Source organism: Uliginosibacterium gangwonense DSM 18521 (assembly GCF_000373965.1).
Lineage (GTDB): Bacteria > Pseudomonadota > Gammaproteobacteria > Burkholderiales > Rhodocyclaceae > Uliginosibacterium > Uliginosibacterium gangwonense.
In genome coordinates this window covers 522,855-535,458 of sequence record NZ_KB892835.1, presented here as the reverse complement: position 1 = coordinate 535,458, position 12,604 = coordinate 522,855, and the positions used below count along the sequence as shown (strand labels likewise).

Sequence of the window (12,604 nt, the reverse complement as noted above, 5' to 3'; positions counted from 1 at the left end):
ATGAGCACCATTCAAGCTTTACGTGAAGCGGTTTTGGAAGCGAATCTGGCCTTGCCACGCCACGGACTGGTCACATTCACCTGGGGCAATGTCAGCGGCATTGACCGCAGCCGAGGACTTGTCGCCATCAAGCCCAGTGGCGTGAGCTACGAGCGCATGAAAGCCGATGACATCGTCGTGCTTGACCTGGAAGGTACGCAGGTCGAAGGCAGTCTGCGCCCTTCATCTGATACGCCAACCCACCTGGCACTGTACAAAGCATTGCCGGATCTTGGCGGAATCGTCCATACCCACTCGACCCACGCAACAACCTGGGCCCAGGCCGGGCGGGAAATTCCCGCCTTCGGCACCACCCATGCGGACTATTTCTACGGCCCCATCCCCTGCACCCGGTCTTTGAGCCACGAAGAAGTCGCGCATGAGTATGAGTTGAATACCGGTCGGGTCATCATCGAAACCATTGGCGAACACGAGCCTCTGGCCATGCCTGGGGTGCTGGTGCGTGAGCATGCGCCTTTTGCCTGGGGCAAAACCCCGGATGACGCGGTCCACAATGCCGTTGTACTGGAAGAGGTTGCACGCATGGCGTGGATGACCGTCATCCTCAACCCCTCGCAAGACCCAATCGCAGAATACCTGCTCGACAAGCACTACTTGCGCAAGCATGGTGCCAACGCCTACTACGGGCAAAAATAACGGAGTCTCCCATATCATGGAAATGTTCAAGCAACTCGAAGTCTGGTTCGTTGTCGGCAGCCAACATCTGTATGGCCCCAAGACCTTGCAGGAAGTCTCCGACAACGCCACAAAGGTAGTCGCCGCCCTCAACGCCGAGGCAGGCCTGCCGATCAAGCTGGTACTCAAGCCCACCGTCAAGACCCCAGACGAAATCCTGGCGCTCTGCCGTGAGGCCAACAATACCGAGCACTGTGTGGGTCTGGTGACCTGGATGCACACCTTCTCGCCCGCGAAAATGTGGATTGCCGGCCTGTCTGTGCTGGGCAAACCCTTCATGCAGTTCCATACCCAGTTCAATGCCACGATCCCCTGGGACAGCATGGACATGGATTTCATGAACCTGAACCAGACCGCTCACGGTGGCCGGGAATATGGCTTCATCGGCGCACGTCTGCGCAAGCAATACAGCGTGGTGGTGGGCCACTGGCAGGATCGTGCAGCACAAGCCAAAATCGGCCGCTGGATGCGCGTCGCCGCAGCCGTCTATGAAAGCCACCACCTGAAGGTTGCCCGTATTGGCGACAACATGCGTGAAGTGGCCGTGACCGAAGGCGACAAGGTTGAGGCACAGATCCGCTTTGGATATTCGGTCAATGGCTATGCCCTGGGAGACCTGACCAAGGTTGTCGACGCGGTGACGGACGCCGATATTGCTGCGCTGGTTGAAGAATATGAAGCCACCTACAGTCTGACAGACCGTGTCAAAAAGGGCGGCGAAAAGCGCCAGCAACTGCTGGACTCCGCCCGCATCGAACTGGGCATCAAGCAGTTCCTGGACAAAGGCGGATTCAAGGCCTTTACCACCACATTTGAAAACCTCTACGGTCTGAAGCAACTGCCGGGGCTGGCCGTGCAGCGCCTCATGCAACAAGGCTATGGTTTTGGCGCTGAAGGCGACTGGAAGACAGCCGCCCTGCTGCGCACCATCAAGGTGATGGGCGCCGGGCTGGATGGCGGTACTTCCTTCATGGAGGACTACACCTACGACTTCACCCCAGGCAATAATCTGGTGATTGGTGCGCATATGCTGGAAGTATGCCCCTCGATTGCCCAGGATCGCCCGGTACTGGATGTGCAACCCCTGTCGATTGGCAAGAAGGACGACCCGGCCCGCCTGCTGTTTGCAGCCCGCCCGGGGCGCGCCCTGAACGCCAGCCTGATCGACATGGGCAACCGTTTCCGTTTGATCGTCAACGAAGTCAACGTGGTGCAGCAACCACACGAGTTGCCCAAGCTGCCGGTCGCCCGTGCAGTATGGAAAGCGCTACCTGACCTGAATACGGCGGCAGAAGCCTGGATTCTTGCAGGCGGAGCCCACCACACGGTTTACTCCCAGGCTGTTACAGCAGAAGATTTGCGCACCTTTGCCGAGATGTTTGGCATAGAATATCTGCTTATCAACGAGAAGACCGATATCCCGTCGTTCAAGAACGAAATCAACTGGAACGAAGTCTTCTTTGCCCTGCACAAGCGGAGCTAATCGTCTCAAAAGGCCTGCATCAGCATGCTCCCCGGCCGATGCAGGCTTGGCTGAACACAATAATAAAACGCTGTACACATACCAAAGGAATGCGGCTGTTTGCGTCATGCGCATCAACGCAGTAGCAGATTGACAGAAACAAACAGGCAGTCCTACGGATGTGCTTGGAAAGACGACCAATCCCTTGGTCAATGTTCGTCAACACGGAGGAGTCATAGCATGCTGAAATCCAGAAGAAACCTGCTGTCCGCAGTCGTCATCGGTCTGATTGCAAGCGCTGTTGCAATGCCATCATTTGCCGCAGAAAAGAAGCTCACCCTGGGCTTTGCCCAAGTAGGTGCCGAGAGTGAATGGCGTACAGCCAACACCACTTCCATCAAGGAGGCTGCCAAGGCTGCAGGCATTGAATTGAAGTTCTCCGACGCACAGCAAAAGCAGGAAAACCAGATCAAGGCCATCCGCAGCTTTATCGCCCAAAAGGTAGATGTCATCGGCTTCGCGCCTGTGGTGACCACCGGCTGGGATACCGTGTTGAAAGAAGCCAAGGCCGCCAAGATTCCCGTGATCCTGACCGACCGCAGCATCGAAACCAAGGATGACTCGCTGTATGTCACCATGATTGGTTCGGACTTCACCGAAGAAGGCCGCAAGGCTGGGCAATGGCTGCTGGACAACTACAAGGCACAAGGCGATGTGAATATCGTCGAATTGCAAGGCACGGTGGGTTCCGCTCCGGCCATTGAGCGTCAAAAGGGCTTCATGGAAGTCATCAAGGCCAATCCCAAGTTCAAGGTCACCCGTTCGCAAACAGGTGACTTTACCCGCGCCAAGGGTAAGGAAGTCATGGAAGCCTTCCTGAAGGCAGACCCGAACATCAACGTGCTGTTCGCTCACAACGATGACATGGCCATTGGCGCCATCCAGGCCATTGAAGCCGCTGGCAAGAAGCCGGGCAAGGACATCATCATCGTATCGGTTGACGCGGTGAAGGGTGCTTTCGAAGCCATGATGGCTGGCAAGCTGAACGTAACCGTTGAATGCAACCCGCAACTCGGGCCGCAATTGATGGACATCGTCAAGCAAGTCAAGGCTGGCAAGCAACTGCCCAAGCGGATCAATACCAAGGAAGGCATTTTCCCGATGGAAACCGCCGCCAAGGAATTCCCGAACCGCAAGTACTGATCTCCGACGTATCTAGCTGCATAGCGGCCTGATCACGACCTGCTGCGATGCTGCCTGCTGGCAGTATCGCAGCGGCCACCCATCATGCCGCACGCATTTCTGTAGTCATATGCTGCACTCCGGCAGGAGGCGGCGCACAGGTTTGATCGCGGAGTAGTCATGACTGAGCAGCAAGCAATCCTGCAAATGCAGGGCATCCACAAGCGTTTTCCGGGCGTGGTGGCGCTCAAGGACGTCAGTCTGCGTCTGTTCCCCGGCGAAGTACACGCCCTGATGGGGCAGAACGGGGCAGGTAAATCCACACTGATCAAGGTTCTCACCGGGGTAGAAAACGCTGATTCAGGCGACATTACCCTCGCTGGCAAGGCCATTCGCGTCACGTCTGTGCTGGAAGCGCAGGAACTGGGCATCAGCACGGTCTACCAGGAAGTCAATCTCTGCTCGAACCTATCGGTGGCAGAAAACATCTTCATTGGCCGCTTCCCTTTCCGCTTCGGGCGGATCGACTGGAAGACGATGAATGCCAAAGCGCGTACCGCGCTGGCAGCACTGAATATCGATATCGATGTCAGCCTGCCCCTCTCAAGTTATCCCGTTGCCATTCAACAAATGGTGGCAATTGCCCGCGCCCTGGGCACGGAAGCGCAAGTCCTGATTTTGGACGAGCCCACCTCCAGCCTGGACGAAGACGAAGTCGAACGCCTCTTCGATGCCCTACGCAAGCTCAAAGCCAAAGGCATAGCGATTTTGTTCGTGACCCATTTTCTCGACCAGACCTACGCCATCTCGGATCGCATCACAGTGCTGCGCAATGGCGAACTGGAAGGCGAGTACCTCGCAGCAGATCTGCCACGCATCCAGCTCATCAACAAGATGGTGGGCCGCGAGATCGACGAATCCTCCTTTGCCCGCCAGACTGAAAGTGGTGAAGCCAAAGCCAGCGCCGGGGAGCCATTCCTGGCGGCCCGCAACCTTGGGCGTGCAGGCACGCTCCGCCCGCTTGATCTGGATGTCCATGCCGGCCAAGTATTGGGCCTGGGTGGCTTGCTGGGTTCAGGCCGCACTGAAACCGCCCGCCTGCTCTTTGGCATCGACCACGCAGATTCAGGCAGCGCAAAGATCAACGGTGTCCCGGTCAGTCTGAACTCGCCGCGCAAGGCCATTCGTCAGGGTCTCGCCTTCTGCCCCGAGGACAGGAAGACCGAGGGCATCGTTGCCGAACTCTCAATCCGGGAGAACATCATCCTGGCGCTGCAGGCGCATCGCGGCATTTTCCGCTTCCTGCCCCTGCGCAAACAGACCCAGATCGCCGAAGAATATGTCAAACAGCTAGGCATCAAAACATCGGACGTAGAGAAACCCATCGGCCAACTCTCTGGAGGTAATCAGCAAAAGGCGCTGCTTGCACGCTGGCTGGCGACCGAACCGAAAATGCTGATTCTGGACGAGCCCACGCGCGGGATCGACGTTGCGGCCAAGCTCGAAATCATGGATCTGGTCAAGACCCAGTGCCGCAAGGGGCTGGCGATTCTGTTCATTTCCTCCGAGATGTCAGAAGTATTGCGCGTCAGCGACCGCATCGCTGTGCTGCGCGACCGCCAGAAGATCGGCGAACTGGATGGAGCAAGCGCCGATGAACAAAGTATATTCCGTATGATTGCCGGGGGTGAGTCATGAGCGTCACCAGTATCGTCCGTCACCGCCTGTTCTGGCCATGCGTCACCTTGGCGCTGTTGTGTGCGGTCAATGTCTTCTTCAATCACAACTTCTTCGCCCTTGAAGTACGCAATGGCGCGCTATATGGCAGCGTCATTGACATTCTCAACCGTGCCGCTCCCTTGATGCTGGTAGCCATGGGGATGACCCTGGTCATTGCCACCCGGGGGATTGACGTATCGGTCGGCGCCACCGTCGCCATCGCTGGGGCCGTCGTCGCGGTGATGATCGGGGGCACCCTGGTCATCAAGGACGGGGTGCAGTCCTACGTCGCCAACTTCCCTATGCCACTGGCAATCATCGCAGCCCTCGCAGTTGCCTTGCTGTGCGGCTTGTGGAACGGCGCCCTAGTAGCCGGTGCAGGCATGCAGCCCATCATCGCCACCTTGATCCTCATGGTGGCGGGCCGTGGCGTGGCGCAGTTGGTCACAGAGGGGCAGATCGTCACCATCTACTACGAGCCCTTCTTCTTCATCGGTAACGGCTTCCTCTTCGGCATCCCCTTCGCGCTCTACATCGTCGCGGCGGTGCTGCTAATCCTGCTCTACCTCACGCAACGCACCGCCCTGGGCCTGTTCATCCAAGCCGTCGGCCTGAACCCCACGGCAGCGCGCTTCTCCGGCATCAGCGCCCGCGCCCTGGTGCTGTGGGTGTATGGCTTCTGCGGTGTGACCGCAGGGATTGCCGGGTTGATCATCACCTCCAACGTCAAGAGTGCGGATGGCAACAACGCCGGGCTGGCGATGGAGCTGGACGCCATCCTCGCCGTCGCGCTTGGAGGCACCTCGCTTGATGGTGGGCGCTTCAGCCTGATCGGCACCCTGATCGGCGCACTCATCATCCAGACGCTGACCTACGCCATCTACTCGCTGGGCGTGCCGCCGGAAATCAACCTTGTCGTCAAGGCACTGGTCGTCTTCACCGTCTGCCTGATCCAGTCTGAAAGGTTACGCAGCATGCTGTTCACCCACACCGCACGTATCGGGGAGAAGTCATGAGCCTCACGCGTCACCTCAACCCCCGTACCCTGCCCCTGATCATTACCACCACGCTGTTTGTGGCCTTGTTCGGCTTTGGGGCGATCTCTTATGACGCCTTCCTTTCACCGCAGGTCTTCCTCAACCTGCTCATCGACAATGGCTTCCTGTTGGTCGTTGCCATCGGCATGACCTTCGTGATCATCTCCGGCGGTATCGACCTCTCGGTCGGCTCCATCGTGGCCCTCACCACCATGGTCTCGGCCTCGCTTGTGCAACACCACCACTGGAGCATCTGGGTAATTCTCCCCCTAGTGCTGCTCATGGGCTGCGCCTTCGGTCTGCTGCACGGCGTACTCATCCAGGTCTTCCGCCTGCAAGCCTTCATTGTTACCCTGGGGGGCATGTTCCTGGCACGCGGCCTGTGCTATGTAATCAGCATCGATTCGATCTCAATCACCGACCCTACCTACACGGCTCTCTCCGAGTACCGCCTGGCCCTAGGGGAAGAGACCTTTATCTCGCTGAGCGGCATCATCGCCCTGGTCACGCTGGCCATCGCCATCTTCATCGCCCATTACACCAAATTTGGGCGCACGGTCTACGCCATCGGGGGCAACGAACGCTCCGCGTTGCTCATGGGCCTTCCAGTCGCCCGTACAAAAATCATGGTCTATGTACTCAGCGGCTTCTGCTCCGCCCTGGGGGGGATTCTGGTTACGCTCTACATGCTATCCGGCTATGGCCTGCACGCCCTGGGGATGGAGCTGGATGCCATTGCAGCCGCCGTGATTGGTGGCACCCTGCTCACAGGTGGGGTAGGCAACGTGATCGGCACCCTGATTGGCGTACTGATCCTGGGCGTCATCCAATCGCTGATCGCCTTTGATGGCAGCCTGAGTTCCTGGTGGACCCGGATTGCCATCGGCCTCCTGCTCTTCCTCTTCTGCCTGCTGCAACGCATTATTGAACGCAGCGGACTGGGCCGCAAAGCCAAAAGCACCACTGCTTGATTCTCCACTCCGCCGTTGTACTTGTGGGCAGCTACCAGATCAAGGTACTGCCCATTATTTTGCCCCCACCTGTCTTTTGCCCCAATCTATCAAATCCCCTGTCACCACCAAGGTGCATCACCCCTGCCCTCTTTCGACTCATGCAATGCAGTAGGTTTCTGTACCAACTCCACCAAGCATAAAAAAATTCAGTACAAATACGCACCCCACCAGTCAAGCTGGCTATTTATCCAGTACATACATGGGCAATTTCCACAATCAGACCATAGACATATTCTTTATAAATTTCAACCCTACCATCAAACCAACCAAATCAACCACTGCCAAACGCATAACCAAATGATTTAAATAAAAATTTGGCATTGCATCCCAGAAAAGCACGACTCACTTACGCACCACCCCGCAACCTCGTCACTACCGCAAAAAAGAATAACGCCATTACAATAAGCATCTACCTTCTTCTTCTATCACCCACCATCCCCGCGTCACCATCAACATGCGCAAAAGCAGTGCGGCCAAGCACTACCATAGTGCTTGACTCCCACAACCTCCCTCCCGCCGCCTTTTAACAAGCCCTTACGCGTCTTAAAAAAATCCCCAAAGGCGCTCTACGACTGGCTATCGCCATCAAGTCCCAATTTGGCACAGCTTTTGCTAAACCGAAACTGGCAACATGTAACGGGGGCACAACTCCTGATCTGCATATTGTTTATTGCTTACAAAGCATTTTTCCAAGATGCATATGGGTAGTAATAAAGAATAGAAGGCAGGCTCGAAAACTCCTGTTTAATAGCCGATTCAGTCGCGGCACCCACAAAGTGCCTCGCGGGGAACCGCCGCTTTACCGCTGCGGAATATTCATAATTGGGAGAAAAATAGTCATGAACTACCCAAAAAAGCGCATTGCGATAGCAATTGCCATGATCGGTTGTGCCGCTCAACCCTTGATCGTACATGCTGAAGAAAACGCTTCACAGCTCGAGCGCGTAGAAGTTGTCGGTTCCAACATCAAACGTGCGGCCACCAAACAGGCTACACAAGTCGAAGTCTATAAGACAGAAGAATTTACCAAACAAGGGCTGACAACCACCCAGGAAATCGTCAACTCTTTGGCATCCAACCAATCCAGCTATGTTGCTTCCTCTGCTGTGGGTGCAAGTACAGGTGGCGCATCCTACGCCAATCTGCGTGGTTTAGGCTCGCAATACACCCTTGTTCTACTAGACGGCCGCCGCATGTCCAACACTCCGGTGAGTGGTTTCGGCGGCGAAGTTGACCTGAACTCAATCCCGCTAGATCTGATTGAGCGCGTTGAAGTTCTTAAAGATGGGGCATCTGCCATTTATGGTACAGACGCCATTGGCGGGGNGATCAACTTCATCACCAAAAAGGCCTTTCAAGGCGCTACCGTCAGCGTTGACTACTCAACGCCGGAACGCTCAGGTGGCGGCACAGAAAAGAAGGCCTCGGTTGCTGGTGGTTTGGGCAACCTCAACAAAAACGGTTGGAATGTCCAGGGCTTCCTGAGCGCAAGCAAGCAAAGCCAACTCTTGGCTACAGATAGGGCTGACATTGCAATTGATCGCCAATATTCTCTGAGTGGCAGCACCTTTCCGTCGAATTACGCAAACAATAATGGGGTATATAACCCCTACTATCAGAATTGCCGTGCAGGCACAATCCAGTCTGGCCAGAAGTGTAAAGAGATCACTAACTACTGGATTGGCATATCCCCAGAAGTTGAGCGCGTTCAGGCCGGAGGGAAAGCAAGCGCAAAGCTGGCAGATGACCACGAACTGTCTGTCCAGTACATCTATTCAAAAAACACAACTGATTCACAGGTAGCACCTACCCCACTATTTGGTCTGGTTTCCATTCCAAGTACCAGTCCGTACTATCCTGCTACCGACCCCAATGGCAACGCCAACAGCGGCGATTTGCCACTGTACGGTCGCACAGTTCCTCTGGGACCGCGCAAGGAAGAAGACACCATCGTCATGCATCACGTGCAAACCAATCTTGAGGGTTTGCTTGGCGGCTGGGACTACAAAGCAGGCTTGGGCTATTCGCAAACAGAAGTTACTCAAACACTGACTGGCGGCTATGTAAGCCAGAGCTTGCTGCAAAATGCCATCAACCAAGGGTTGATCAACCCCTTTGGCCCAAGCCCTGCTGGCGCTTGGGAATCCGTCCAGCTCAAGGGCGACCTGTCCAAAGCTACGATGCAATTGACGACGGGTGACTTCAAAATCAGCAAGGAAATTCTGGAACTTCCAGCAGGCAATCTGGCTGTAGCCTTTGGCGCCGAGTTTCGTCATGAAAAACTTGATGACAAGGAACTTCCGCTAGGGAAAGAAGCGATGAGCTCCGGGCGCGAAAACTCTGCTTCCGCAAGCGGCAATCGCAACGTCAACGCCATTTATACAGAAGCGCTGATCCCAATCACCAAGGAACTTGAAGCACAACTTGCTGCACGCTATGACACATACAGTGATTTTGGTTCAGCATTCAACCCCAAAATTGCACTCAAATATGTACCCGTAAAGCAAGTCACCTTCCGTGGGTCTGCCAGTACAGGTTTCCGTGCTCCAACCTTGTACAACATGTACCAACCCAATCAAGTTACGTTCACTCAATCTCAATATTACGATCCTCTGCTCTGCCCAAATGGCAATCCGAAAGCGGGTGTGTCTTCAACTTCAGCAGCGTGTACGCTCAACCAGCTCAATATCCAGCAAGGTGGTAACCGTAACCTGAAACCTGAGACATCTACTTCGACCTCTTTTGGCGTTGTGGTGGAACCGACGAAAACAACACTGGTCAGCGCTGATCTGTGGTGGACGAACATCAAGCACACGATTAGCTCAATACCAGAGCAAACCATCATGAACAACCTGGACAAGTATCAGGATCGGTTCGTTGCCAATGCAGATGGTTCGTTGGCTTACATGAAGGCACTTGATCAGAATATTGGCAACACCAGAGCTTCTGGCCTGGACATGTCAGGAATGTGGGCTCTACCCAGAACGTCGATTGGCAATTTCACACTTGGTATAAATTCCACATACATGATCAAGTATGACTACCAAAACGAAGAAAATGGTGAATACATTCACAATGTGGGTCGATATGCAGATAACGGTGCAATTTTCCGCTGGAAGTATGAACTCACCTTGGGTTGGAACCTGGGGCCATGGAGCAGCACGATTAGCCAAAGCTACCATTCTGGCTATCAGGACATGAACCCAGAGGGGGAAGATCACAAGGTCAAGGGTGACTCACGCTGGAATGTTTCCGCCAGCTACGACTGGAAGAAGCTATTGAACGCAACAATAGGCGTGCGAAATGTGTTTAACCGCAAGCCGGCTTATACCAATCAGAACCAGTCGTTCCAGGTTGGTTACGATCCTCGCTATAGCGACATCTACGGCCGAACTTTCTTCCTTAACCTGACTTACAAGATGTAACTTTCTCGCACGGCCCTTAGCCAGCGAGAGTGGCGGGTTGTACCTTTGTATTCCGTACAACCCGCCACCCCCACTCCTAACGTGCCCACGAGAAACTTGTAGCGTTGTTTGGCTCAATCCTTTCCGTTGGCAAGAGTAATTAAAATGTCTACATTCACATACAGACAAAAGGCACCTGGTTTTAATAATCGTGCCGCAGGGCTGGCAGGTGTCATCATCTTCCATATACTTCTGGTATATGGCCTGGTTTCAGGCTTGGCGCAAAAGGTCGTTCAAGTCGTTCAACAGAAGGTGGAGGTCGCGGTGATCAGCGAGCCGCCCCCTCCTCCTCCGCCACCACCTCCCAAGGTGGAAAAGGTGGTTCAGGCACAACCCACGCCGCAGCCGCAGGCTTATGTGCCACCGGTCGTGAATCCGCCGCCGGTCACGCCTACGCCGCAAACGGCGATTGCCGCCACCACAACTGACCCAACGCCTCCACCCCCGGTCGTGGCGCCGCCCCCCGCCCCTGTGGTTGAAGCGCCAAAGGGCCCTGTGTCGGCCAAGGCAAACTGCAGTCGCCTATCGCCCCCGCAATACCCCGCCAAGGCGGAAGAAGACCAGATACAGGGCGTGGTAAGGGTTGTTTTCAACATTGATGCCAATGGCAAATTTAGCGGCATTCAACGGATTACGTATGACTCGATTCCTACGCGTTACCAAAGTGCCTTCAAATCGGCCATCACCAGCGCGTTGCAGGGCTATCAGTGCAAGCAGGAATCCCTGCTAGAGCAAGAGTTCTCTTTCAAGCTTGACGATGCCTGATCCGTTTCAGGCCACACCAACACGGTTTTTTTGAATTTTGGGAGTTACTACTATGAGCAAGATCCTTCGTTCCCTGTTTGCACTGTCCGCACTTGCAACACTGCCCGCCATGGCGGCTGAGACTGTCGTCACCTCCAACCCATATGGCATCAGCGCGCTGTGGGGGCAAGGCGATGCGGTGGCACGTGGCACCTTGATCATTCTGCTGATCATGTCTGCCGCCACCTGGTATGTGGGCATCGTGAAGTTGCTCGAACAGCGCCGCCTGCTCAAGCAAGGCAAGGAGTTGCTGAGCGTACATGGCAAGGAATTGCAGGAAAAGGCGACCTCGCTCCCCGATGAAGGCATGTTCAGCGCCGTAGCACAAGCCGGTATTTCTGCCAGCAAGGAGCACGAAGCAGAACTGGCCAACCGTGTGGATATCAACACCTGGATTTCGATGGCTATCACCGATGCGCTGGATTCTGCCAATCATCATATGCAGGGTGGTTTGTCCGTGGTGGCAACCGTTGGCTCCACGGCGCCTTTCGTGGGCCTCTTTGGTACGGTGTGGGGGATTTACCACGCGCTGACCGCCATTGGCGTCTCTGGTCAGGCTTCCATCGACAAGGTGGCAGGCCCGGTGGGTGAAGCGCTGATCATGACCGCCATCGGTCTGGCCGTAGCCGTGCCTGCCGTGCTGGGCTACAACTGGCTGATCCGCCGCAACAAGCTGGTGCTGGACATGGTTCGCGTGGTTGCTGGCCGCCTGCATGCCAGCCTGCTCAACAGCCCGGCACGGTGATCAGCCATGTCCCGCTTTAATCGCTTAGGCCGTGCCCGGCCGGACGACGATCAAGTGCTCTCGGCGATCAACACCACGCCACTGGTGGACGTGATGCTGGTGCTGCTGATCATCTTCCTGATCACCGTCCCAGTGGTGACGCAAACGGTGAAGATGACGCTGCCCAAGGAAAGCAACATCCCCACGCAGACCAAGCCGGAAAATATTGTGTTGGGCGTAGGGCCGGACAGCAACATCTACTGGAATACCATCCGGTTATCCAGCCAGGAAGACCTGCTGGCGCGTTTGGTGAAGGTGGCGAAGATGGACCCGCAACCCGAGGTGCATATCCGGGGTGACGCCACCGCGCAGTACAGCCCGATTGGGCGCATTGTGCTGGCTGTGCAGCAGGCGGGCATCGTGAAGATTGCCTTCATTACCGAACCTCCGCCCAACAACTGAAA

At 55.6% G+C, this 12,604-nt stretch carries 10 protein-coding genes; all 10 read left to right on the top strand.

All coding sequences use genetic code 11. From position 1 onward, the window contains the following. The 10 genes from B145_RS0105310 (at window position 1) to B145_RS0105265 (ending at window position 12,602) form a co-directional block, all read left to right on the top strand. Window positions 1-696: an L-ribulose-5-phosphate 4-epimerase gene (locus B145_RS0105310; protein WP_018605669.1), complete on the top strand. Its 696-nt coding sequence runs from the start codon at window positions 1-3 to the stop codon at window positions 694-696. A gap of 16 nt (window positions 697-712) precedes the next feature. Beyond that, window positions 713-2,218: an L-arabinose isomerase gene (gene araA / locus B145_RS0105305; RefSeq protein ID WP_018605668.1), complete on the top strand. Its 1,506-nt coding sequence runs from the start codon at window positions 713-715 to the stop codon at window positions 2,216-2,218. A gap of 219 nt (window positions 2,219-2,437) precedes the next feature. Next, complete coding sequence (locus B145_RS0105300; RefSeq protein WP_018605667.1) at window positions 2,438-3,400, top strand: ABC transporter substrate-binding protein; 963 nt, start codon at window positions 2,438-2,440, stop codon at window positions 3,398-3,400. Window positions 3,401-3,559: 159 nt separating this feature from the next. Further along, window positions 3,560-5,077 carry a sugar ABC transporter ATP-binding protein gene (locus B145_RS0105295; protein ID WP_018605666.1) on the top strand — a complete coding sequence of 506 codons (1,518 nt, stop codon included), beginning with the start codon at window positions 3,560-3,562 and terminating at the stop codon, window positions 5,075-5,077. Continuing rightward, on the top strand, window positions 5,074-6,114 hold the full coding sequence (locus B145_RS0105290) for an ABC transporter permease (protein WP_018605665.1): 1,041 nt from the start codon (window positions 5,074-5,076) through the stop codon (window positions 6,112-6,114). The genes B145_RS0105295 and B145_RS0105290 overlap by 4 nt, the downstream gene beginning before the upstream one ends. After that, a complete protein-coding gene (gene yjfF, locus B145_RS0105285) occupies window positions 6,111-7,106 on the top strand; it encodes a galactofuranose ABC transporter, permease protein YjfF (RefSeq protein WP_018605664.1) in 996 nt (331 codons plus the stop codon). Before B145_RS0105290 ends, yjfF begins: the two co-directional genes overlap by 4 nt. 881 nt (window positions 7,107-7,987) lie before the next feature. Further along, window positions 7,988-10,573, top strand: a complete 2,586-nt coding sequence (locus tag B145_RS0105280; protein WP_018605663.1) for a TonB-dependent receptor — start codon at window positions 7,988-7,990, stop codon at window positions 10,571-10,573. A gap of 144 nt (window positions 10,574-10,717) precedes the next feature. Beyond that, complete coding sequence (locus B145_RS0105275) at window positions 10,718-11,377, top strand: energy transducer TonB (protein ID WP_018605662.1); 660 nt, start codon at window positions 10,718-10,720, stop codon at window positions 11,375-11,377. Window positions 11,378-11,429: 52 nt separating this feature from the next. Continuing rightward, on the top strand, window positions 11,430-12,161 hold the full coding sequence (locus B145_RS29455) for a MotA/TolQ/ExbB proton channel family protein (RefSeq protein ID WP_018605661.1): 732 nt from the start codon (window positions 11,430-11,432) through the stop codon (window positions 12,159-12,161). 6 nt (window positions 12,162-12,167) lie between these two features. Further along, entirely contained in the window at window positions 12,168-12,602 is a 435-nt protein-coding gene (locus tag B145_RS0105265) for an ExbD/TolR family protein (protein ID WP_018605660.1), read from the top strand. Window positions 12,603-12,604: the final 2 nt, after the last annotated feature.

Coding starts and splice junctions, on each gene's coding strand:
- B145_RS0105310 (WP_018605669.1), top strand. CDS start 1: ATGAGCACCATTCAAGCTTTACGTGAAGCGGTTTTGGAAGCGAATCTG.
- araA (WP_018605668.1), top strand. CDS start 713: ATGGAAATGTTCAAGCAACTCGAAGTCTGGTTCGTTGTCGGCAGCCAA.
- B145_RS0105300 (WP_018605667.1), top strand. CDS start 2,438: ATGCTGAAATCCAGAAGAAACCTGCTGTCCGCAGTCGTCATCGGTCTG.
- B145_RS0105295 (WP_018605666.1), top strand. CDS start 3,560: ATGACTGAGCAGCAAGCAATCCTGCAAATGCAGGGCATCCACAAGCGT.
- B145_RS0105290 (WP_018605665.1), top strand. CDS start 5,074: ATGAGCGTCACCAGTATCGTCCGTCACCGCCTGTTCTGGCCATGCGTC.
- yjfF (WP_018605664.1), top strand. CDS start 6,111: ATGAGCCTCACGCGTCACCTCAACCCCCGTACCCTGCCCCTGATCATT.
- B145_RS0105275 (WP_018605662.1), top strand. CDS start 10,718: ATGTCTACATTCACATACAGACAAAAGGCACCTGGTTTTAATAATCGT.
- B145_RS29455 (WP_018605661.1), top strand. CDS start 11,430: ATGAGCAAGATCCTTCGTTCCCTGTTTGCACTGTCCGCACTTGCAACA.
- B145_RS0105265 (WP_018605660.1), top strand. CDS start 12,168: ATGTCCCGCTTTAATCGCTTAGGCCGTGCCCGGCCGGACGACGATCAA.